General features: G+C 60.6%; 22 protein-coding genes. 10 read left to right on the top strand and 12 right to left on the bottom strand.

The genetic code is table 11. The features are described from left to right. Window positions 1-4 precede the first annotated feature (4 nt). Both lysS and PH547_RS23850 read left to right on the top strand, forming a co-directional pair. A complete protein-coding gene (gene lysS / locus PH547_RS23855; protein ID WP_283047468.1) occupies window positions 5-1,501 on the top strand; it encodes a lysine--tRNA ligase in 1,497 nt (498 codons plus the stop codon). 237 nt (window positions 1,502-1,738) lie between these two features. After that, complete coding sequence (locus tag PH547_RS23850) at window positions 1,739-2,023, top strand: hypothetical protein (RefSeq protein ID WP_104824338.1); 285 nt, start codon at window positions 1,739-1,741, stop codon at window positions 2,021-2,023. Between the two features lie 36 nt (window positions 2,024-2,059). Here the strand turns inward: PH547_RS23850 and PH547_RS23845 are convergent, their stop codons facing one another. Continuing rightward, window positions 2,060-2,908 (bottom strand): hypothetical protein, encoded by an 849-nt coding sequence (locus tag PH547_RS23845; RefSeq protein ID WP_104824339.1) that lies wholly within the window; start codon window positions 2,906-2,908, stop codon window positions 2,060-2,062. 195 nt (window positions 2,909-3,103) lie between these two features. Between PH547_RS23845 and PH547_RS23840 the strand changes: the two genes are divergently transcribed. Further along, window positions 3,104-4,012 (top strand): LysR family transcriptional regulator, encoded by a 909-nt coding sequence (locus tag PH547_RS23840; RefSeq protein WP_104824340.1) that lies wholly within the window; start codon window positions 3,104-3,106, stop codon window positions 4,010-4,012. Window positions 4,013-4,049: 37 nt separating this feature from the next. Here PH547_RS23840 and PH547_RS23835 read toward each other — a convergent pair whose 3' ends face one another. Next, window positions 4,050-5,291: an SDR family NAD(P)-dependent oxidoreductase gene (locus PH547_RS23835; RefSeq protein ID WP_283047470.1), complete on the bottom strand. Its 1,242-nt coding sequence runs from the start codon at window positions 5,289-5,291 to the stop codon at window positions 4,050-4,052. Here PH547_RS23835 and PH547_RS23830 point away from each other — a divergent pair. The 7 genes from PH547_RS23830 (at window position 5,179) to PH547_RS23800 (ending at window position 11,820) form a co-directional block, all read left to right on the top strand. Continuing rightward, complete coding sequence (locus tag PH547_RS23830; RefSeq protein WP_260303147.1) at window positions 5,179-5,664, top strand: TetR/AcrR family transcriptional regulator; 486 nt, start codon at window positions 5,179-5,181, stop codon at window positions 5,662-5,664. The genes PH547_RS23835 and PH547_RS23830 overlap by 113 nt on opposite strands. 227 nt (window positions 5,665-5,891) lie before the next feature. Beyond that, on the top strand, window positions 5,892-7,052 hold the full coding sequence (locus PH547_RS23825; RefSeq protein ID WP_260303148.1) for an ABC transporter substrate-binding protein: 1,161 nt from the start codon (window positions 5,892-5,894) through the stop codon (window positions 7,050-7,052). Window positions 7,053-7,220: 168 nt separating this feature from the next. Beyond that, window positions 7,221-8,207 carry an ABC transporter ATP-binding protein gene (locus PH547_RS23820; RefSeq protein ID WP_260303150.1) on the top strand — a complete coding sequence of 329 codons (987 nt, stop codon included), beginning with the start codon at window positions 7,221-7,223 and terminating at the stop codon, window positions 8,205-8,207. Further along, window positions 8,204-9,175, top strand: a complete 972-nt coding sequence (locus PH547_RS23815; RefSeq protein ID WP_260303151.1) for an ABC transporter permease — start codon at window positions 8,204-8,206, stop codon at window positions 9,173-9,175. Before PH547_RS23820 ends, PH547_RS23815 begins: the two co-directional genes overlap by 4 nt. Beyond that, a complete protein-coding gene (locus PH547_RS23810) occupies window positions 9,165-9,980 on the top strand; it encodes an ABC transporter permease (RefSeq protein ID WP_260303152.1) in 816 nt (271 codons plus the stop codon). Before PH547_RS23815 ends, PH547_RS23810 begins: the two co-directional genes overlap by 11 nt. A 13-nt stretch (window positions 9,981-9,993) precedes the next feature. After that, window positions 9,994-11,421: a gamma-aminobutyraldehyde dehydrogenase gene (locus PH547_RS23805; protein WP_260303153.1), complete on the top strand. Its 1,428-nt coding sequence runs from the start codon at window positions 9,994-9,996 to the stop codon at window positions 11,419-11,421. Between the two features lie 225 nt (window positions 11,422-11,646). Beyond that, window positions 11,647-11,820 (top strand): DUF1328 domain-containing protein, encoded by a 174-nt coding sequence (locus PH547_RS23800; RefSeq protein ID WP_104824347.1) that lies wholly within the window; start codon window positions 11,647-11,649, stop codon window positions 11,818-11,820. Between the two features lie 35 nt (window positions 11,821-11,855). Here the strand turns inward: PH547_RS23800 and PH547_RS23795 are convergent, their stop codons facing one another. The 10 genes from PH547_RS23795 to PH547_RS23750 form a co-directional block, all read right to left on the bottom strand. Further along, complete coding sequence (locus PH547_RS23795) at window positions 11,856-12,530, bottom strand: DUF1345 domain-containing protein (protein WP_104825216.1); 675 nt, start codon at window positions 12,528-12,530, stop codon at window positions 11,856-11,858. Window positions 12,531-12,639: 109 nt separating this feature from the next. Further along, window positions 12,640-13,371: an SDR family oxidoreductase gene (locus tag PH547_RS23790; RefSeq protein WP_104824348.1), complete on the bottom strand. Its 732-nt coding sequence runs from the start codon at window positions 13,369-13,371 to the stop codon at window positions 12,640-12,642. Between the two features lie 114 nt (window positions 13,372-13,485). Next, on the bottom strand, window positions 13,486-14,619 hold the full coding sequence (locus PH547_RS23785; RefSeq protein ID WP_104824349.1) for an extracellular solute-binding protein: 1,134 nt from the start codon (window positions 14,617-14,619) through the stop codon (window positions 13,486-13,488). A gap of 6 nt (window positions 14,620-14,625) precedes the next feature. After that, window positions 14,626-15,078 (bottom strand): MaoC/PaaZ C-terminal domain-containing protein, encoded by a 453-nt coding sequence (locus PH547_RS23780; RefSeq protein ID WP_104824350.1) that lies wholly within the window; start codon window positions 15,076-15,078, stop codon window positions 14,626-14,628. A gap of 3 nt (window positions 15,079-15,081) precedes the next feature. Beyond that, window positions 15,082-16,155, bottom strand: a complete 1,074-nt coding sequence (locus PH547_RS23775; RefSeq protein ID WP_104824351.1) for a Gfo/Idh/MocA family protein — start codon at window positions 16,153-16,155, stop codon at window positions 15,082-15,084. A gap of 201 nt (window positions 16,156-16,356) precedes the next feature. Continuing rightward, the gene (locus PH547_RS23770) at window positions 16,357-16,686 is read right to left on the bottom strand and encodes an L-rhamnose mutarotase (RefSeq protein ID WP_104824352.1); all 330 of its coding nucleotides are present in this window, start codon (window positions 16,684-16,686) and stop codon (window positions 16,357-16,359) included. Between the two features lie 14 nt (window positions 16,687-16,700). Continuing rightward, window positions 16,701-17,813: a mandelate racemase/muconate lactonizing enzyme family protein gene (locus tag PH547_RS23765; RefSeq protein ID WP_104824353.1), complete on the bottom strand. Its 1,113-nt coding sequence runs from the start codon at window positions 17,811-17,813 to the stop codon at window positions 16,701-16,703. 17 nt (window positions 17,814-17,830) lie between these two features. Further along, a complete protein-coding gene (locus PH547_RS23760) occupies window positions 17,831-18,928 on the bottom strand; it encodes an ABC transporter ATP-binding protein (RefSeq protein WP_104824354.1) in 1,098 nt (365 codons plus the stop codon). 5 nt (window positions 18,929-18,933) lie between these two features. After that, window positions 18,934-19,800 (bottom strand): carbohydrate ABC transporter permease, encoded by an 867-nt coding sequence (locus tag PH547_RS23755; RefSeq protein WP_104824355.1) that lies wholly within the window; start codon window positions 19,798-19,800, stop codon window positions 18,934-18,936. 2 nt (window positions 19,801-19,802) lie between these two features. Beyond that, a complete protein-coding gene (locus tag PH547_RS23750) occupies window positions 19,803-20,696 on the bottom strand; it encodes a carbohydrate ABC transporter permease (RefSeq protein WP_104824356.1) in 894 nt (297 codons plus the stop codon). Window positions 20,697-20,838: the final 142 nt, after the last annotated feature.

The raw sequence follows: 20,838 nt of genomic DNA, 5'->3' as shown, positions 1-20,838 counted from the left end.
AATCATGAACGACAAGACCGAAACATCTGGCCTTTCCTCTGACGCAACGGAAGTCCGCCGGCAGAAGCTGAAGCTGCTGCGCGAACAGATCGGAGACGTCTATCCTGCGCATTTCCACCGGACGCTGACCAATGCCGAGCTGGCAGCAAAATACGAGGGCCTTGAGCCGGACACCGAAACGGGCGACGTCGTCACCGTCGCCGGCCGCGTCTATTCCTCGCGCAATTCCGGCATGTTCATGGATATCCATGACGCCTCCGGCAAGATCCAGATCTTCAGCCACAAGGATGTAACGTCCGAAGAGGCCCGCGCCCTGCTGCCGATGATCGACATCGGCGACATCATCGGCGTGACCGGCGTCGTGCGCCGCACCAAGCGCGGCGAGCTGACGATCAATGCCCAGCAGATCACCATGCTGACCAAGTCGTTGCTGCCGATGCCGGAAAAGTGGCATGGCTTGTCCGACATCGAGCTGCGCTACCGCAAGCGCCATCTCGACATCATGACCAACGAGGAATCGAAGCTTCGCTTCCAGCAGCGCAGCCGCATCGTCTCCGGCATCCGCCGCTTCATGGAGACTGACGGCTTCATGGAAGTCGAGACGCCGATGCTGCATTCGGTCTATGGCGGCGCCACGGCCGAGCCGTTCAAGACGCATCACAACACGCTGAAGCTCGACATGTATCTGCGCATCGCGCCGGAACTGTTCCTGAAGCGCACGCTGGTTTCGGCCCTCGCAGACAAGGTCTTCGAGATCAACCGCAACTTCCGCAACGAAGGCGTCTCCACCCGGCACAATCCAGAATTCACGATGATGGAGTGTTACTGGGCCTATGCCGACTACGAGGACATGATGGACCTCGTGGAACGCCTGTTCTCGACGCTGGCGATGTCGATCCATGGCAGCACCGAATTCGCCTTCGGCGACAAGCAGATATCCTTCAAGGGCCCGTTCCGCCGCGTGCCAATGCCCGACGCCGTCAAGGAAGCGACCGGCATCGACTTCCTGGCGATCAAGACCGATGAGGAAGCGCGCGCCGCCGCCAAGGCCGCCGGCTTTGCCGTCGAGAAGGACGCCACATGGGGCGAATGCCTCGCCTTCATCTTCGAAGAGAAGGTCGAGGGCACGCTGATCCAGCCGGCGCACGTCACCCATTTCCCGAAGGACATCTCGCCCTTCGCCAAGGAAGTGCCGGGCGAACCGCGCCTCGTGGAACGCTTCGAGACCTATTGCAACACCTGGGAACTCGGCAACGCCTTCTCGGAACTCAACGATCCGGAAGAGCAGCGCGCCCGCATGGTCGAACAGCTCGAACAAGCCCATGCGCGCGGCGAGAAGCAGAAGGAACTGGACGAGGAATTCCTCGACGCCATCGATCAGGGCATGCCGCCCGCCGGCGGCCTCGGCATCGGTGTCGACCGCCTGATCATGCTGCTCACCAATTCCCCGTCGATCCGCGACATTATCCTGTTCCCGGCGCGGCGCAGCAAGGCAGACTAAAGCAATTCCAGGAAAAGCGCGAAGCGGTTTTCCGTCCGGAATGCGCAAAACAAAGGGATAGAGCGAGAAAGCGATTCCCTGAAACGCTGAACCGCTCTAACACGGTTTCGCACAGACGACAGGCCGCCAGGTTAAGCCATGGCGGCCTTTTTTATTGGGCCATTGCCTGCGGATTGCGTATAAGTTCCCGCCAACGCGCGGCGAATCCTCGCCCTCCGGAAACAAGAGGTACGAACAATGACTGAAAAAGAAAATCCGACCGCCGACGCCGATCACGAGCAGCAGCGCCTCGACGATCTCGCCGAATTGGGTGATATCGATCTGACGCAATTCGCGCCGGGCACATTCGGCTGCCATGAGGCGATGCACACGACCTCGCTCATGCTCGACATGACCGACGACCATCTCCTGCAGCACCCCGCCATCCTCGCCAATCCGGAATTCTACCGCCTTGCCGGCGACGTCCACGAAGCCTTGTTTGCGCTTTATCAGGCCATCGGCGAGAAACATCTGGCGGATTGAGGGATTATCCTGGCCCCGGCCAGGTGACGTCTGCCGTCAATTGGTGACCGGCGACCGCCGGTTGCTGGCGCCTGTCATCGTCGGGTCCAGACCTGGCGATGGTGCCGCATTTGGTTCGGTGGCGTCGGCGCCAATGAAGCTGCCGGTATTGTTGCCCTCCGGCGGGAGACTGCTCCTCGACGCGGGAGGATTCTGCTCCGGAGGTGTCGCGGGCGCATCCTCCTTTTCCTCGCGGGCGACGGCTTTCTGTTCGGCAGCTTCGGCGGCCTTCTGCTTGTCCTTCTTGGCGCTGCCGCCTGCCTCGCTGTCGGCGGACAGCGGATTATCGCAGTCGCTGTGATCCTGAAGCGCTGCAAGCGCGTCATCGATATCCTTGGGCAGCATATTGATCTGTTCGCCATAAAACAGACCTTGGGCGCTCGCGCCACCATTGTAGTAGCGCGCCGTCACCGGCTCCTCGGCTGCACCATCGGCAACCTTGTCCGGATGCGGAACATAAACGACATCGGCCCCCAGCGCCCGGCCGCGAATATCGGACCGTAGCGTCGGGCCGTTCTTATCAAGGACGACGACCTGAACGAGATCAGGCTTTTGCTCGTCATACACGGCTTTGGCGACGCGAAGCGCCGTTTTGACGCGCGTCAGCCCATCGGTCGGGTCCGTGCGGATATATTTGCGCACCCAGAGCCGATTCTCCTTGCGGATCGTAACCAGATTGACGTCGCTGCATTTCAAACCGTTCGGGGAGGCGGAGGCAAGACCCAAAAGCCTGTCTTTGCCGAGATAAAGCGCGAAGACGCCGGAGCAGCCTATCAACAAGGCCACTCCGCCGATGATGAAGACAAGCTTCCGGGATGGCCGGAAAATGTGCAGTAAGGCGCTCACGCCAACTGCTCCACCATAGAGCACTCCAACGCGACAAGATGATCAACTCTCACGTTAGGGGATATCGCGTTTCGGAATACTTAAAGAAGAGATGAATCTTGTACCGCTCGCATTTCCGCTACCAAAAAAGGTCCAAGCCTTTCAGACTGATGCTGGTTCTTGCCTTGCACGGCAAACCCATGCTCTAACCGGGGCATGGCCTTCACTTTGAGACAGCTTCAATATTTCGTCGCCGTGGCGGAACAGGGCTCCATCACCCGCGCGGCTCAGAACCTGTCGATCTCGCAATCTTCGGTCACCGAAGCCCTGAAGGAGCTGGAGAGCGATCTTGGCGTCGAGCTTTTCGACCGCCATCCGCGCGGTCTCTCCATCACCCATAACGGCCACCAATTCCTGCGCCACGCCACAAAGATCCTCGCGACCGTTTCCGACGCGCGCACCAGTTTTTCCAGCCAGCAGAATGCGGCCGGCGGCACGTTGAATATTGGCGTCACCTCGCTTGTCGCCGGCTATGTGCTGTCCGACCTCCTGGCGCGCTACCGTCGCGCTTGCCCCGGCGTCGAGGTCAGCGCCATCGAGGACAATGGCGGCTATCTCGAGCATCTTCTGGTTGGTGGCGAACTCGACGTCGCCGTCATGGTCATTTCCAACCTGCGTGACCGCATGGCGCTACAGGCCGAAATTCTCGAGACATCCCCCTATCGTCTCTGGTTGCCCATGGGGCATCCCCTGGTCTCCGCCGATATCATCAGCGTCGCCGACATCACCCGCGAACCGCTGATCATGCTGACCATCGACGAGATCGAGGAGAATACCGGCAAGCTGCTGACAGCGCTCGGCGCCCGCCCGCATGTCGCCTTCCGCACCCGCTCCGTCGAGGCAGTTCGAAGCCTGGTTGCCACGGGTGCCGGCGTGGCGCTGCTGCCGGATCTCGTCTACCGCCCCTGGTCGCTGGAAGGCGACCGCATCGAAAGCCGCGACGTCTCCGGCTCGCTGCCGGTCGTCCAGGTTGGCATGGTCTGGCGCAAGGGGTCCAGCCTGCCGCAAGCCGCCCGCGATTTCGTCGGCATTGCGGAAGCCATGCGCTCGGGCCGTCAGCGATAGTAGAGAGCTGAAAAGCTTTTCATGTAATCTTCCGATTTCAAATGGCGTATGTGACGCCGGTAATCCGTTCCAGATCACTGAACAGAGCGCGCCAAGCGGAGGGATCATCCGCATAGGGAGCCGTTTTCGCCTCGACGGGATTGCCGCGTAGCTCCATAAAGCCGCCAGGTCCGTAATAACCGCCAGGTCGGGCGTTCTCCAAAGTTGCAGCCATAAGGCTCGGCCACGCGCCTTTCTCCGAACTTTGCAGCAAAGGGTACGTTAAGATGCCGGCGATCTTGGTGCTCAAGGTTGTTGCGGCAAAGAGATTGGTTCGCGCGCCGCCAGGATGGCTGATGGTGGATAGTAGTCGGTCGCCCGCGCGACGCTGTAACTCACGAGCGAAGAGGACGTTGGCAAGCTTCGTCTTGGCGTAGACGCGCATCGGCACGTAGCTGTCCTTGGCCTCAAAATCCGTTATCCGTCCCGGCTTGAACATCTTATGTGTGCCGGACGCGACTGTTACGACACGTGGGCGGTTCGCGCGCAGCAATGCAGGCAAAAGCAAACCAGTCAAACGGTAAGGCCCGAAGACATTGGTCGCGAACTGCAGCTCGTGGCCGTCGACGCTAACTTCGCGCCGAGGAAGGCCCATTACGCCAGCATTATTGATCAGCATATCGATAGGATGGCCGTCTTCGAGCTGGCTGTCGGCGAATGCTTGAACGGACACAGGATTGGAAAGGTCCAAGACACCCGAGCGTACAGTGGCGGTCGGAATAATGTCGCGGATGCGCTTTACCGCGTCCTCGCCTTTGGACTTGCTGCGCGCGCCGATCGTAACCTGTGCGCCGGCGCGAGCCAATTCGAGCGCGGTATGCCATCCTATTCCGCTGTTGCCACCTGTAACGATTATACGTCTACCCGTTTGCGGGGGGATTTCTGCAGGGGTCCAAGCATTGCTCATTTTCATTGCTTTCTGTCTGTGGAAGCTGGCGCGCTGTAACTTTGTTTGCGCAAAGCGGTACATTGTGACAAAATTTACTCTTTCTGTCAAAATGAATTGACGATAGCCAAAGATCAAGAGGAGAAATGCAATAACTTGACAAAAAACACTCAATTTGTCACAAGCGGCTATGGCGCCCAGGATAACCCCAGAAGAAGTTGCTTCACGCCGCAACACCATTTTGAATGCCGCAAAATGGTGCTTCCTCAATTTTGGCTTCGCCAAAACGTCGCTGGACGATATCGCTAAACGCGCCTGCATTTCGCGCACGCTGCTGTACAAAATGTTCAGCAACAAAGAGGATATCTTTACTGCCGTGTTTCGGCACTGGCTGATATCCCGACACCCGCTTGCCAAGGCAGCCGTTACTGGCGCTGGCACGAAGCAGGAGCGCCTCTTTGAGGTCTGCCGTATTATGCTGATCGAGCCTTGGGCGGACATGATTGGGGCACCTATGGCCGGCGAGTTCTATGAAGTGTGTGAACGGCTAGACCCGGAAATTGATGCGCTACATCGCAAAGTCGCGTTCGAGTGTATATCGGCAATTGTGGCGGATAGGACGGCCACTGATGTGTTCATGCTGTCGTTAGACGGTCAGATTGGGGACGATCCTTCTGTTCCCGTTCTTGAGAAACGAGTCCGATTGCTAATCGATCGTTTCATTTGAAGCTGCTTTGTCTTTGTCCGCTTCTCGCGGATTCTTCCCTACGCATATCGGGTAGGTGCCGAGCTTACTTGCGACACATATATGCCAAGTGAGATATCGGAAATTCCGATACCGCCTTTCTGATAAATGAATTTGCGAATACGGCAAAATAGCGTCACCTTTTCTCTGGGAACATAACGCCAGAAACTGGCTCCGATACCAACTGGCTCAAGAACCGGGAGAGTTTGATGAAGCATCTGCTGAAATCATGCACGGCAGCGCTCGCATGCTTAAGTTTCGCCACGCAGGTCGTCGCCGCTGCGCCGCTGAAGACGCTCGGCAAAGGCGAAGGCGCCGTCAGCATCGTTGCTTGGTCCGGCTATATCGAGCGCGGTGAGAGCGACAAGAATTACGACTGGGTCACCCAATTCGAGAAGGACACGGGCTGCAAGGTCAGCGTCAAGACCGCCGCCACCTCCGATGAAATGGTGGCGCTGATGAACGAAGGCGGCTTCGATCTCGTCACAGCCTCGGGCGACGCGTCGCTCCGCCTCGTTGCCGGCAAGCGGGTTCAGCCGATCAACGTCGATCTGATCCCGAGCTGGAAAAATCTCGATGAACGACTGAAAAACGCGCCGTGGCATACCGTCAACGGCGTCCATTACGGCGTGCCCTATCTCTGGGGGCCGAACGTCCTGATGTACAACACCGACGCCTTTAAGGATAAGACACCGAAGAGCTGGGATGTCGTCTTCGAGGAAATGACCCTGCCGGATGGCAAGTCCAACAAGGGCCGCGTGCAGGCCTATGACGGGCCGATCTATATCGCCGATGCCGCGCTCTACCTGATGGCCCACAAGCCGGAACTCGGCATCAAGGACCCATACGAACTCAACGAAGACCAATACAAGGCCGCCCTTGACCTGCTGCGCGGCCAGCGCAAGCTCGTCAGCCGCTATTGGCACGACGCGATGATCCAGACGGACGACTTCAAGAACGAAGGCGTCGTCGCCTCGGGCTCCTGGCCGTTCCAGGTCAACCTGCTGCAAGCGGATAAGCAGAAGATCGGCTCGACCTTCCCCGATGAAGGCACGACCGGATGGGCCGATACGACCATGCTGCATGTCGACAGCCAGCATCCGAACTGCGCCTATATGTGGATTGAGCATTCGCTACAGCCAAAGGTCCAGGGCGACGCTGCGGCCTGGTTCGGCGCCGTGCCTTCGGTCCCGGCTGCGTGCAAGGGCAACGAGCTCCTGACCGACAGCGGCTGCGCGACCAACGGCTATGATCATTTCGACAAGATCAAGTTCTGGAAAACACCGGTCGCCAAGTGCAAGACCGAGAGCGAATGCGTGCCGTACCATCGCTGGGTTTCAGACTATATCGGCGTGATTGGGGGCAGATAGTTCACGCCGATTATGGCGACCGCCTCTCCATTCTAAAGAGCGCGATCGCACCGGGGCGATGAGGGGCCTGATATCTGAAGCCCCTCATCGCCTCACCGAGCCCTCTTCCAAGCGAAGAGGCGCAACGGAACAACATGCCCTTCTTCTCTGCATACCCGGGAGCATCCCATGACCGCCGTTCGTTTCCAGCAGGTATCGCGCCATTTCGGCCAGGTCCGCGCCGTAGACCGCGTCGATCTAGAGATTGAGTCCGGTGAATTCTTCGCCATGCTCGGCCCTTCCGGCTCTGGCAAGACCACTTGCCTCAGGCTCGTCGCCGGTTTCGAGCAGCCGACCGGCGGCCATATCGAGATCTTCGGCGAAACCGCCGAGGGCGTGCCGCCCTACCGGCGCAACGTCAACACGGTCTTCCAGGACTATGCCCTCTTCCCGCACCTCAACATCCTCGACAATGTCGCCTATGGGCTGATGGTCAAGGGTATCGGCAAGACCGAAAGGCTGAGGGCCGCCGAACAGGCACTCGAACTGGTGAAGCTACCGGGTTATGGTGACCGCCGCCCCGGCCAACTCTCGGGCGGCCAGCGCCAGCGCGTGGCGCTGGCCCGCGCTCTCGTGAACAAGCCGAAGGTGCTGCTGCTCGACGAACCGCTCGGTGCGCTTGACCTCAAGCTGCGCGAGCAGATGCAGGAAGAGCTGAAGAGCCTTCAGCGCGCGCTCGGCATCACCTTCGTCTTTGTCACCCACGATCAGGGCGAAGCACTCTCCATGGCCGACCGCGTCGCCGTCTTCAACAATGGCAGGATCGTGCAGGAGGGCACGCCGCACGACATCTATCAGCGGCCGAAGACCCGCTTCGTCGCGGATTTCGTTGGCTCTTCCAATGTGATCGCCCCTGAGACCATGTCATCGCTCGGCGGTGAACGGCGCTGGGCGAGCCTGCGGCCGGAAGCGATACGGTTGACAGAGGGGGCCGGTGTTCCGGCGACGGTGCAGGCGACCAGCTTCCTCGGCGCCGCCACCCGGCTTTCGGTCGAAGCGCAGGGCACGCGCATGCAAGTCACCGTGCCGGCCGGCCAACCTATCCCCGACACCGGCGCCTCGGTGCGCATCGCTTGGCTGCCCGCCGACATCCATTACATGGACGACGCCGCATGATATCAGCCGCCATCTCAACGGCTGCACCGGCAGCCACCTCGATCCTGCCACGTCGCGGCGGTTTCTTCGGCCGCCTCTCGGATCTCTTCTGGCGCCGCCCGAAACTCCTGCTTTTCCTCATGCTGACGCCGCCGCTGCTCTGGCTCGGCATCATCTATATCGGCTCGCTGATCGCGCTGCTGCTGCAAAGCTTCTTCTCGATCGACGACTTCTCCGGAATGGTGAATTACGAATTCACGCTCGCGACCTATGCGCAGCTTTTGAATTCCGCCAATTTCGACATCATCATCCGCACGGTCGTTATGGCGGCGCTGGTGACCATCGCCTCCTCGTTCGTCGCTTTTCCGATCGCCTATTATGCGGCGCGCTACGCCAAGGGAAAATGGAAGGCGCTGTTCTATCTCGGCGTCATGCTGCCGCTCTGGTCGAGCTATCTGGTCAAGGTCTACGCCTGGAAGCTGATCCTCGCCAAGGAAGGCATATTGACCTGGCTTTTCGACAGGCTCTACCTCGGCTGGCTGCTCGACGGCGTGCTCAGTCTCCCGATCGTCGGCGGAAATTCGCTGTCGGTGAGCTATATCGGCACCTTCCTGGTCTTCGTCTATATCTGGCTGCCCTATATGATCCTGCCGACGCAGGCTGCCCTTGAGCGCGTGCCGGCCAACCTCCTCGAAGCCTCCGCCGATCTCGGCGCGACGCCGAACCAAACCTTCCGCACGGTGCTGCTGCCGCTGGCCTTGCCGGGTGTCGTTGCCGGCTCAATCTTCACCTTCTCGCTAACGCTCGGCGACTACATCATTCCGCAGATCATCGGCTCGTCGCGTCTCTTCATCGGTCAGGCCGTCTATGCGCAGCAGGGCACGGCCGGCAACGTGCCGCTCGCCGCCGCCTTCTCGGTGGTACCGATTGTCATCATGGCCATCTATCTCTGGATCGCCAAGAAACAGGGGGCCTTCGATGCGCTCTGATCGCGGCCAACGCGCGTCCGTGCCCCTGAAGATCGCCGCCGCCGGCGGCCTGCTCTTCCTGCATCTGCCGATCCTGCTGATCTTCGTCTATGCCTTCACGACGGAGGAAAAGAGCTATCAGTGGCCGCCGCCGGGCCTCACGCTGCAATGGTTCGGCATAGCCTGGAACAGGCCGGACGTCTGGTCGTCCTTGGCACTGTCGGTGCAGGTGGCGACCGTCGCGACTGCCATCGCTCTCGTGCTCGGCACGCTCTGCGCAGCGGCCGTCAGCCAGACGAAATTCTTCGGTCGCGAGGCGATCTCGCTGCTGGTCATCCTGCCGATCGCGCTTCCCGGTATCATCACCGGCATAGCGCTGCGCTCGGCCTTCAGCCTGTTCGACATTCCCTTCTCGGTCTGGACGATCGTTCTCGGCCACGCCACCTTCTGCGTTGTCGTGGTCTATAACAACGCCGTCGCCCGCTTCCGCCGCACTTCCGGCTCGCTGATCGAAGCCTCGATGGATCTCGGCGCCGACGGCTTCCAGACGTTCCGCCATGTGATCCTGCCGAATATCGGCACGGCGCTGCTTGCCGGCGGCATGCTCGCCTTCGCGCTGTCCTTCGATGAAGTCATCGTCACTACCTTTACCGGCGGTCAGCAGATGACCTTGCCGATCTGGATGCTGGAAGAGCTGATCCGCCCGCGCCAACGTCCCGTCACCAATGTCGTCGCCATGGTCGTGGTGCTCGTCACCTTCCTGCCGATCCTGGCAGCCTACTATCTTACCCGCGACGGCGACCAAATCGCCGGCGGCGGCAAATGAAAGGGAGATAATTATGGACACCCAAATGCTGATCGGCTCCCGCTTTGAGGCCGGTTCGGAGACGGAAGAGCATATTCTCAACCCGAAGACGGGTGAGACCGTGCTCAATCTGCCGGAAGCCTCGCTCGGCCAGATCGATGCCGCCGTCAACGCCGCCGAGAAGGCTTTCGCGAGCTGGTCGCAGACGACGCCCGCCCAGCGCTCCACCTATCTCCTGAAGATTGCCGACGCCATCGAGAAGGATGCCGAAAGCTTCGCGACGCTCGAGGCGCTGAACTGCGGCAAGCCGATCAATGCCGTACTCAACGACGAAATCCCCGCCATCGTCGATTGCTACCGCTTCTTCGCCGGCGCGGTGCGCAACCTGCACGGCCCGGTCGCCGGCGAGTACCTGCCCGGCCACACCTCAATGATCCGCCGCGATCCGATCGGCATTGTCGGCTCCATCGCACCGTGGAACTATCCGCTGATGATGATGGCCTGGAAGCTGGCGCCCGCCATTGCCGGCGGCAACACCGTCGTCTTCAAGCCCTCGGAACAGACGCCGCTGACGGCATTGAAGATGGCGAAACTCCTGTCGGACATCCTGCCTGAAGGCGTCGTCAACGTCATCCTTGGCCGTGGTGAGAGCGTCGGCAATGCGCTGATCAACCATCCGAAAATCGGCATGGTCTCGATCACCGGCGATGTCGCCACCGGCAAGAAAGTCCTGCAGGCCGCCGCCAAGACGGTGAAACGCACCCATCTCGAACTCGGCGGCAAAGCCCCGGTCATCGTCTTCGATGACGCCGATATCGACGCCGTCGTCGCCGGTATCCGGACCTTCGGCTATTACAATGCCGGCCAGGACTGCACCGCCGCCTGCCGCATCTATGCCGATGCCAAGGTCTACGACAATTTCGTCGCCGACCTGACCTCTGCCGTCTCCAGCATCAAGTTCAACCTTGCCGACGACACGGAGAACGAAATCGGCCCGCTGATCTCCAAGCGCCAGCGCGACCGCGTCGAAAGCTTCGTCACCCGCGCCGCCGAACACCGGCACATGGAAATCACCACCGGCGGCAAGACCTCGGGCGATCGCGGCTTCTTCTACGCCCCCACCGTGGTTGCCGGCGCCACGCAGGACGACGAAATCGTCCGTCGCGAAGTGTTTGGCCCCGTTGTCTCCGTCACCCGCTTCACCAGCACCGACGATGCCGTCGCCTGGGCTAATGACAGCGACTACGGCCTTGCCTCCTCCGTCTGGACCAAGGACATCAGCCGCGGCATGCAAACCGCCGCCCGCCTGCAATATGGCTGCACTTGGATCAATACCCATTTCATGCTGGTCAACGAAATGCCGCATGGCGGCCTGAAGCAATCCGGCTACGGCAAGGACATGTCGGTCTACGCGCTGGAAGACTACACAGCCGTCCGGCACGTCATGATCAATCATGGGTGAGAAGCGGTTCGGTGTAACCGAAGCAATCGACCCAGCGGGTCGATTGCAGCGCCGAACGCCCTGAGCCACGCGAAGGGCCGGTGGTGCAGCACTTGCGAAACGTCTGCTGAAAGGCATTGGTTTCAAGAATGCCGCCCTACCACCGCTCCCCGCAATCGAAACGGCATCGGAACAATTTCCCCTTTTCTGCGTCTTCATTAGGCGCAACGCAGAGGAGATTTTCTAATGCTGAAATGGGCTCTGATATTCTTCGTGATTTCGTTGATAGCCGGCTTTTTCGGCTTTTCCGGCGTCTCGGCCGCAACAGCGACGATCGCCCGCGTGCTCTTCGCGCTCTTCCTGATCGTTTTCCTGGTGTTCCTGATCATGGCAGTGATGGCCGGTAACGCGGTGCTCTAAACCGACGAGATATCAACGATGCTTCGGCGGGCGGGCTACACCAGGCTCGCCCCGACATTGATCGCAAGCGCCAGGATCGTCGTGTTGAACAGGAAAGACAGGATGGCGTGCAGCAGTACCAGCTTGCGCATGCTGACGGAAGATACGCCGATATCGGCTGTCTGGGCGGCGACGCCGATGGTGAAGGAGAAATAGAGGAAGTCCCAATAGATGGGCTCCTCTACCGGCTCGGCGAACTTCAACCCCTGCCCCCTACCCGAACCGCGATAGAAGCGGTGCGCATAGTGGACCGTAAAAAGCATGTGCAGAAACACCCAGGAAATCAGGATCGTTACGATCGCCATCAATGCACGGAAAAGCGCTACCTGCGGCGGCGCCTCCTTGACGCCGAGCAGTTCCAGAGCGATGCCGCCAACACTGGCGACTGCGGCCGCGATGGACAGGAACAGCAGAACGGCATCCGAAAAATCGAGATCGGCCGAACGCTTGCGGATGCGATGCACATCGGATGTTAGCATCCGGTACAGGCTGAATACGATATAGATGATGGCGGTGGCATCCCAGGCAACAAGCAAGTTGCTCGGATTGAACGCACGCGAGGTCAGAAGCAGGAAGCACACGATGCCGGCCGCAACGCTGACCAGAATCACCTGATGCTTGTGCAACAGCACGGCGGTCCCGGAACGATGCTGCTCTCCGCCCATTCGCATGCCGCTCTCCATTCACTAAATATCCATCAGATATAGATTCTCTGACGTAGGTGGCAAACAAAAAGAGGCCCCGCAATGCGAGGCCTCCGCGCTTGGAGAAGACGCTAGTTCAAGCCGTCCAGCCACCGTCGATGACATGGATCTGACCGGTGGTGAAACCCGCCTCGTCGCCGGCGAGATAGGTCACCAGGGCAGCGATCTCCTCGGCAGTCGCGATGCGGCCCATCGGCTGGCGGGCGATGAAGTCCTTCATCGCCTTCTCATAATCGCCGGTGGCGCGCAGGCGCTCATGCAGCGAGGGGCTGTCGACCGTGCCGGGGCAAATGGCATTGACGCGGATACCCTTGGCGACGAAATCGGCGGCGATCGACTTGGTGAGGCCGATCACCGCTGCCTTGGAGGCGCAGTAGGCGAAGCGATTCGGTACGCCCTTCACACTGGAGGCGACCGAGGACATGTTGACGATCGAGCCTTTGCCCTTTTCGAGCATGCCCGGCAGGAAGGTGCGGCAAGTCGTGTACATCGCCTTGGCATTGAGATTGAAGGAGAAATCCCAATCCTTCTCCTCGCAGTCGAGGATGGTGCCAGCATGTACGAAGCCGGCGCAATTGAAGAGCACGTCGATCGGACCGAGTTCATCGGCATATGCCTTGACCGCGGCGCTGTCGAGCACGTTCAGCACATGCTTGCTGGCGCCTTCCAGCGTCGAAAGCGTCTGCTCGTTGATGTCGGTGGCATATACATGCGCCCCGAGCGAGATGAAGCGCTCAGCCGTCGCGCGGCCAATCCCCTGTCCCGCCGCCGTGATGACGACCTTCTTGCCTTCCAATCCGTGACCCATAATCCTGATCCTTTCCTCCAGGGCATGATCCCGAGACCGAAAGGCCACGAAGCGAAAATGCGTGGTTGCTTGCGGATAAGATCATGCGAAAACAAACAGCTAGAGCCGCCTGCCCTAGCTTTCGAACGATTGCGCGAAGAGCTGGTTGAGCTTGTCGATGAGGACTGTATGCCGCGCGGCGGTGCGCAGTCCATTGGTAATAATGTTGGAAGCCTCGCTCTGGAAAGCCATGTAGCCGTCATGACGCGGCCGGACATAGGCGCCCTCCAACGTCGCGCGCGTATTGCGGTAAAAATCGAGCGCCGGCCCGTTAACGCTATCGCTGCCCCAGGCGTCGGCATGGCCGGGCTGGCCATTGCCACTGGCGTAGGCGCCCGCCTGCACCGGCCCGCTGGCAATCCAGCGTGCAAAGGCCTTGGCCTCCTCCGGCACCTGCGTCCGGGCCGAAACGGCAATACCCGTGCCGCCGAGCGCTGAGCCTTTGGGCGCGCGGCCATCGATCACGGGCATGTCGGCAAAGGCTAAGCGCGCCGGTCGGAATCCGGCAAAGGAATAGCTGACATAGCCATAGGCGAAGGGGACGACGTCATAGGGGCAATCCAGCTCACCCATCAGCTCGAAGACAGCTATCGGGTCCATGTCGTCACATTTGGCATCCATGCCGCCGACGAGCCGTGCCATCCAGTCGAGCACAGCTTCTCCATCCGCCGTGGCGATCAACTCCGGTCCTTCGACGCTGCAGGGCGTGCCGAGATGTGCCGCAAGCGTGAAGAAGGTCATCAGCGAATGCGGCGGCCGCATCGGCAGGATCGCCCTGCCCCTGGCCGCGAGCGATACGATCTCGGCAAGATCGGTGATCGGCCCACTCAACCGATCCGGCCGGTAGGCCTGAACCTGTGTCGCCGCATCGATCGGGAATCCCCACTGCCGGCCCTGCCAATTGTAGCTCGGATAGGAGCGCCCGACCGTGCCGGCGGCGATTGCGACAAGTTCACCGGCATGGTCCGCATCGTCGAGCGGCAGCAGGCAATTCTCCCGCGTGATCTGGCCGACATGCGGATGGTCGATGACGATCAGATCATAGGCGGCCGCAAGCTCCTCCACTGGAAAGGTCTCGAAATCCTGCAGCGAGCGCTTCTCCCATACGACCTCGACGCCGGTCTTTTCCTTCCAGATGGCCGAGCATGCCACCATCGGATCGTAGCCGCGCGGATGCGACCAGGTCATTCCCTTGAGTGTCACCATCATTCTCTCTCAGTTTGCCGCTTTGCGCTCGACGATCAGAATATGGTCGGCGGCGAGGACGACCTCGTCGCGCTGGTTCAGCACTTCGCAACGCTCGACAACGCGGCCGGACGCCGGGCGCTTCGGATCGTCCTCTTTCGCCGATATCGTCACCCGCGTGCGGATCGTGTCGCCGATATGCACAGGGCGAATGAACCGCAGCCGGTCGTAGCCATAGGAAAAGGCGACGGGATTGATGAGTGAGGCCGTCAGCCCGACGCCGATCGAGAAGATCATCGTGCCGTGGGCAATGCGCTGACCGCCAGGCAAGGTCTTGGCGAATTCCGCGTCCATATGATGCGGAAAGAAATCGCCGGTGTGGCCGGCATGGACAACGAAATCGGTCTCGGTGATCGTGCGTCCGGTCGTTATGCGGACGTGGCCGAGCTCATAGTCTTCAAAGTAGATCCTTTGTTGGGCCATCGCTTACACCTTTGGAAGTCCGGCAATCGGCGTTGCCGGCTCAGCGCTCGATTGATAGGCGGCCTCAACCAGCGCCATGGTCTGCCAGCCATCCTCGACGGAGCCGACCAATGTCTGGTCCTCGCCCGAGGCGAAACGCTGCAGATTGGCCATACGGTTGACGAAGGCATCCGGGAACCAGGCGCCTTCAAGCTTCACCTCGACCCACTCGCTGCCGCCGGCCGGGCGAATCCACAGCTCGTCCGGCTCGCCGCGCGGATAGTCGAGATTGACCCCGAGTTTGATATAGGCCGCACCCTTGGTGCCGGAGATGCGGAACTCGCAGGCCTGGAATTTGCGGCCGAATTCATGGTCGTGATTGACCGAGAGCACACAGCGCACCTTGTCGCCATAGTCGAGGATCGCGGCCGTGCGCGTCTGCGCCACCTCATGGTTCGGATGGCCGATCGTCTTGGCATGCACCCCCTTGGGATTGCCGAGCAGGCCGCGAATGAAATCGAGATAGTGGATCGAGTGCATGGCAATCTCGATCCGCGGTAGGCCTTTCAGGAAAGGCCAGAGCCCCCACGGCGTTGCAAGCGCCAGCCAGGCGTCGAAATCGACGACCTCGCCGAGATAGCCTTTATCGACGGCATCATAGAGCGCCAGCATCATCGGTGCGAACCGAAGCTGGAAATTGACAGCCGCCTTGATGTCGCGCTCGCGGCATACCCGGAGAATTTCCGTCGCCGCAGCCAGATCGGTGCCCATCGGCTTCTGGATCAGCGCAAAAGAGCCGCGCGGCAGCTTGGCAAGGATAGCGGTATGGGCGGCCGGCGGCGTTGCCAGATCGAAGATCGCACCTTCGACGGCAAACGCCTCCGCCTCGGATGCAAAGGCGCAAATGCCCCATTGGGCCGCCAACTCCGCTGCCTTCTCGGCATTCGGATCATAGAGACCGGCGACCGGGAAGCCCGCCTTGTTGTAGGCCGGCAGATGCGCGTCGCCGACGATGCTGCCGGCACCAAAAATGACGATCGGGCGGGGATTCGACGGCTTCGGCCACCATTGGCGGAGAGATTTGGGATCGAAGGTCATTGGATATCTCCGGCGTTGGCGGCAACCTTGCCTTCTCCCCTCGGGCAGAAGATGGCCCGAAGGGTCAGATGAGGGGGTCTCGCGGCATATTCGGAGCTGCGTTGAGCGGAAAGCAAAAGGCGAAGTTCGCCCGGTAACGCCCCCTCAACCCGCGCTCCGCGCGTCCTTCTGCCCGCTGGGGAGAAGGTGCGCACCCTCATCTCAGTCATGATGAAACACCTCTTCCATCATGGCCCACCACTCGCCTTCCTTGCGGGTCTCGAGCGGCTTCTGACAGGGCATGCAGACGGACCACCATTCCTGGTTTTTCGGGCTTGCGGCCATCTTGGCCATGTCAGCCTCGAAATCCGTGCCGACATATTCCCAATAGCCGAAAAGCAGATTTTCCGGCTCCTTCAGGAAGATCGAATAGTTGGTGATGTTGCACTCGGAGATCAGCGCCAGGATCTCGGGCCAGACGGCCGCATGCAGGCGCTTGTATTCCTCGATCTTCGACGGCTCCAGGCCGATCACCATCCCCATCCGCTGCATGGCATATTCCTCCTTCAGCCGTGGATTTCCCGTGTGAATTCGCCGATCGAGCGTGCCTTCACCGCTTCCCAATCCCAGGCGATACCGATACCGGGCTCGGAGGGTGCGATTGCCCTGCCGTCGATGATCTCCATGCCCTTGGTGGTGAGGTCGTCGAGCTGCGGGATATATTCGACATATTTCCCGTTCGGCACGGCGCAGACGAGGCTGACATGCAGCTCCATCAGGAAATGCGGGCAGACCGGAATATCGAAGGCTTCCGCCGCATGTGCCACCTTCAGCCAAGGCGTGATGCCGCCGATACGGGCAACGTCGACCTGGACGATCGAGCAGGCGCCCTTCTGCATATATTCGCGGAAATGCCGGATCGAATACATGGATTCGCCGACCGCAATCGGCGTCGGCGTCGAGCGCGTCAGGCGAATATGGCCATCGAGATCGTCTGATGGCAGCGGCTCCTCGATCCAAGCGAGATCGAGTTCTCTCAACCTTGCAGCACGGCGGATGACCTCATCGACCGTAAAGCCCTGATTACAGTCGGTCATGATCTCGAAACCCATCCCAAGCGCCAGACGCATGGCGGAAAGCCGGTCGTAATCTTCCGAGCCATGCGGCTTGCCGATCTTCACCTTCGAGCCGGAGAAACCCTTGGCCTTCGCCTGCAAGGCATCCTCGACCAAAGCCTCCTTCTCGATGTGCAGCCAGCCTCCCTCGGTCGTGTAGAGCGGGCAACGATCCTTGGCGCCGCCGGCAAGCTTCCAGAGCGGCAGCTTCTGCTTCTTGGCGCGCAGATCCCAAAGCGCCGTGTCGATGGCGGCGAGCGCCAGCGCGGTAATGGCGCCGATGGTCGTCGCATGGGTCGCGAATTCCATTTTGTGCCAGATCGCCTCGATGCAATCGGCATCCTCGCCGATCAGCAGCGGCACGAGATGGTCCGACAGCAGCCGCATGACGGAGGAGCCGCCGGTGCCGATCGTGTAACTGTAGCCGGTACCGACGGCGCCGTCGGAATCGGTGATGGTGACGATCGGCGTCTCCTGGCTGACAAAGCTCTGGATCGCATCCGTCCGCTTCACCTTCGGCGGCAGGTCGACCATGCGCAGCTCAATTTTCTCGATGCGGGCCATGTGCTTGCCTCCCCCGCTCAGATCGCCAGGCTCTTGCCGGTCTCGGTGGAAAAGAGATGCGCCTGGCTGAGGTCGAAGCTCATTTTCAATTGTTCGCCGCTCTTTAATCCGCGCGGATTGAGCATACGCGACACCCATTCGCGACCGGCGAATTCGACGAAGACCAGGGTTTCATTGCCGAGAGGCTCGGTGATGGCGACGGGCAACGTCACCTCATGCACCGCGGCCTCGGCGCCGGAATGAAGGCCATGGCCGCTCGGGAAAATATCGTCCGGGCGTAGGCCGAAGGCAACCTTTTCGCCATCTCTGACCCGATCCGCAAATTGCCCCGGCAGCGGCAGCTTGTCGCCATTCTTGAACACCAGCGCGCCGGCCGAAACCGTTGCCTCCTCGATATTCATCGGCGGCGAGCCGATGAAGCCGGCGACGAAGCGCGTGGCCGGCCGCTTGAACACTTCATCCGGCGTGCCGACCTGCTCGATGTAGCCATCGCGCATGATGACGATGCGGTCGGCAAGCGTCATCGCTTCCACCTGGTCATGGGTGACGTAGATCACCGTCGACTGCACCTTGGCATGCAGCTTCTTGATCTCGGTGCGCATCTGCGTACGCAGCTTGGCGTCGAGGTTCGACAGCGGCTCGTCGAAGAGGAAGACTTCCGGCTGGCGGACGATGGCGCGGCCCATGGCAACGCGCTGGCGCTGGCCGCCGGAAAGCTGTGCCGGGCGACGGTCCATCAACGCTTCCAGGCTAAGGATCGCGGCCGCCTCGTTGACGCGCTGGTCGATTTCCGCCTGCGGCTGCTTGGCGATCTTCAGCGAGAAGCCCATATTCTCGCGCACGGTCATGTGCGGATAGAGCGCGTAGGACTGGAACACCATGGAGATGTTGCGATCTCGCGGTGGCAGGTCGTTGACGATGATATCGCCGATCATGATGGCGCCCTCGGAGACGTCCTCGAGGCCCGCGATCATGCGCAGCGTCGTCGACTTGCCGCAGCCGGAAGGCCCGACAAGGGCGATGAATTCCTTGTCCCTGATATCAAGGTCAATCCCGTGCACGATTTCCAGGGCGCCATAGCGCTTGACGAGTTTTTTGAGCGTAACCTGAGCCATGGGGTTCAACCTTTGACCGCACCGAATGTCAGACCGGACACCAGATGCTTCTGAATAATGAAGGTGAGAGCGAGCGCCGGAACGATCATCACCACCGCGAGAGCGCACATGCCGCGCCAGTCGATGGTGAATTCCGCCGTATAGTCGAGCAGCCCGACCGGGAGTGTCTTGGAATCGACGGAGCGCGTGAGCTGCGAGGCCAATGCATATTCGTTCCAGCAGGTGAGAAAGGCGAAGATGCCGGCGGATGCGATGCCGGGGCCGGCGAGCGGAAATTCCACCTGCCAGAAGGCTTGCCAGCGCGTGCAGCCGTCGATCTGCGCGGCTTCGGCGAGGTCCTTCGGCACCTGCCGGAAGAAACCGTCGATCAGCCAGATGGTGAAAGGCACATTCAGCGCGACATAGGTGAGGATCAGGCCGAAATGCGTGTCGATGATGCCGAGCCGTGCATAGACCATGAAGAGCGGCAGCGATAGCGCGACGCCCGGCACGGAGCGCGTCAGCATCAGGCCGAGGAACACCGCGGATTTGCCGGTGAAGCGGAAGCGCGCGAAGGCATAGCCGCCGGACATGCCGATGATCAGCGCAATGACGGTAGAGGTGACGGAAATCACCAGCGAATTACGGAAATAATCCCAAACGGGGATGCCGCCCTGTCCCGCCCCACCAAACATGGCGCGATAGGCATCGAGCGACAGCTCCTGCGGGATCCAAACCGGCGGCTTCGCCATGATCTCGACCGTGGGCCGCAGCGAGCTGAGGATGATCCAGAAGCCCGGCAGGCAGATGATGAGCATCGCGATGAAAAGGCCGATGAGATAGGCGACTTTTCCGATGCGGCGGCGCATGCGTTGTTCAGCGTTGCGATCCATGATTACCACTCCGCTCCGATCTGGGTGCGGGCAAGCGCCAGCTTACGGAAGAAATAGACTGTGAAGGCGATCGACAGGATGATCGAGACATAGGCCATGGCGTTGGCGAGCCCCATCTGCGCATCGGCATAGGCCGTGCGCCCGACCAGCGTCCAGATCAGCTCGGTGCGGCGCGCCGGGCCGCCATCCGTCATGATCTTGACGATGTCGTAGGCGCGGGCAACGTCGAGCGAGCGGATCGTCATGGCGATAAAGGCGAACGGCATCAGGAACGGCCAGGTGACGTAACGAAAGGTCTGCCAGCTCGTGCAGCCGTCCACTTTCGCGGCCTCCACCGGCTCCTGCGGCATGGCGAGCAGGCCAGCGAGGATGAGGATGGCGAAAACCGACGTCGACGACCAGATTTCGGCGATGACGATCGACAGCAGCGCCAGATTGCCGTCGATCAGCCAGGGGATGGCACTATTGGTTATGCCCAGGGATTGCAGGGCATTGTTGATGATGCCGACATTGTCGTTGAACATGAATTTGAACTGGAAGCCGACGAGCACCGGCGAAAACATCATCGGAAACATCATCAGCGTGCGCAGCACACGCTTGCCGTAAGTTGCCTTGTTGACCAGAAGCGCCAGGCAGAGGCCGAGCAGCATTTCCAGATTGAGCGCGATGGTCAGCAGCACCACGGTGCGCACGAAGGCCGCCAGGAAAACCGGATCGGTGAGAATGCGGGTATAATTCCGCAAGCCGATGAAGGTGAAGAGCGTCGCCGGGCGCGTCAGGCGGAACGGCGTGAAGCTGGAATAGAAGGACAGAAGCAACGGAAACAGCACCACCGCCACAAGCACGATGATCGCCGGAAGAAGCAGCAGGACCGGTGGAGATATTTTCTTATACATGGTTTGCACCTGTCGGCATTCCTCAGCAGCATGGCCCGGACTGCGTGGAATGCGATTGCATGGGGCCGAGAGGCCGGCGTCACAGCCGGCCGGACAGACCGGCCCCTAAAGGCGCAGGTCATACTATTTTTCAAACAACTCC

Source organism: Rhizobium cerradonense, from assembly GCF_030182455.1.
In the GTDB taxonomy this organism is placed as follows: domain Bacteria; phylum Pseudomonadota; class Alphaproteobacteria; order Rhizobiales; family Rhizobiaceae; genus Rhizobium.
This window is presented reverse-complemented; position numbering and strand designations above follow the sequence as displayed.

Bases quoted from the DNA above. Each gene is read 5' to 3' on its own strand.
- lysS (WP_283047468.1), top strand. From the start codon at position 5: ATGAACGACAAGACCGAAACATCTGGCCTTTCCTCTGACGCAACGGAA.
- PH547_RS23850 (WP_104824338.1), top strand. From the start codon at position 1,739: ATGACTGAAAAAGAAAATCCGACCGCCGACGCCGATCACGAGCAGCAG.
- PH547_RS23840 (WP_104824340.1), top strand. From the start codon at position 3,104: ATGGCCTTCACTTTGAGACAGCTTCAATATTTCGTCGCCGTGGCGGAA.
- PH547_RS23825 (WP_260303148.1), top strand. From the start codon at position 5,892: ATGAAGCATCTGCTGAAATCATGCACGGCAGCGCTCGCATGCTTAAGT.
- PH547_RS23820 (WP_260303150.1), top strand. From the start codon at position 7,221: ATGACCGCCGTTCGTTTCCAGCAGGTATCGCGCCATTTCGGCCAGGTC.
- PH547_RS23815 (WP_260303151.1), top strand. From the start codon at position 8,204: ATGATATCAGCCGCCATCTCAACGGCTGCACCGGCAGCCACCTCGATC.
- PH547_RS23810 (WP_260303152.1), top strand. From the start codon at position 9,165: ATGCGCTCTGATCGCGGCCAACGCGCGTCCGTGCCCCTGAAGATCGCC.
- PH547_RS23805 (WP_260303153.1), top strand. From the start codon at position 9,994: ATGGACACCCAAATGCTGATCGGCTCCCGCTTTGAGGCCGGTTCGGAG.
- PH547_RS23800 (WP_104824347.1), top strand. From the start codon at position 11,647: ATGCTGAAATGGGCTCTGATATTCTTCGTGATTTCGTTGATAGCCGGC.
- PH547_RS23795 (WP_104825216.1), bottom strand. From the start codon at position 12,530: ATGCGAATGGGCGGAGAGCAGCATCGTTCCGGGACCGCCGTGCTGTTG.
- PH547_RS23790 (WP_104824348.1), bottom strand. From the start codon at position 13,371: ATGGGTCACGGATTGGAAGGCAAGAAGGTCGTCATCACGGCGGCGGGA.
- PH547_RS23785 (WP_104824349.1), bottom strand. From the start codon at position 14,619: ATGATGGTGACACTCAAGGGAATGACCTGGTCGCATCCGCGCGGCTAC.
- PH547_RS23780 (WP_104824350.1), bottom strand. From the start codon at position 15,078: ATGGCCCAACAAAGGATCTACTTTGAAGACTATGAGCTCGGCCACGTC.
- PH547_RS23775 (WP_104824351.1), bottom strand. From the start codon at position 16,155: ATGACCTTCGATCCCAAATCTCTCCGCCAATGGTGGCCGAAGCCGTCG.
- PH547_RS23770 (WP_104824352.1), bottom strand. From the start codon at position 16,686: ATGCAGCGGATGGGGATGGTGATCGGCCTGGAGCCGTCGAAGATCGAG.
- PH547_RS23765 (WP_104824353.1), bottom strand. From the start codon at position 17,813: ATGGCCCGCATCGAGAAAATTGAGCTGCGCATGGTCGACCTGCCGCCG.
- PH547_RS23760 (WP_104824354.1), bottom strand. From the start codon at position 18,928: ATGGCTCAGGTTACGCTCAAAAAACTCGTCAAGCGCTATGGCGCCCTG.
- PH547_RS23755 (WP_104824355.1), bottom strand. From the start codon at position 19,800: ATGGATCGCAACGCTGAACAACGCATGCGCCGCCGCATCGGAAAAGTC.
- PH547_RS23750 (WP_104824356.1), bottom strand. From the start codon at position 20,696: ATGTATAAGAAAATATCTCCACCGGTCCTGCTGCTTCTTCCGGCGATC.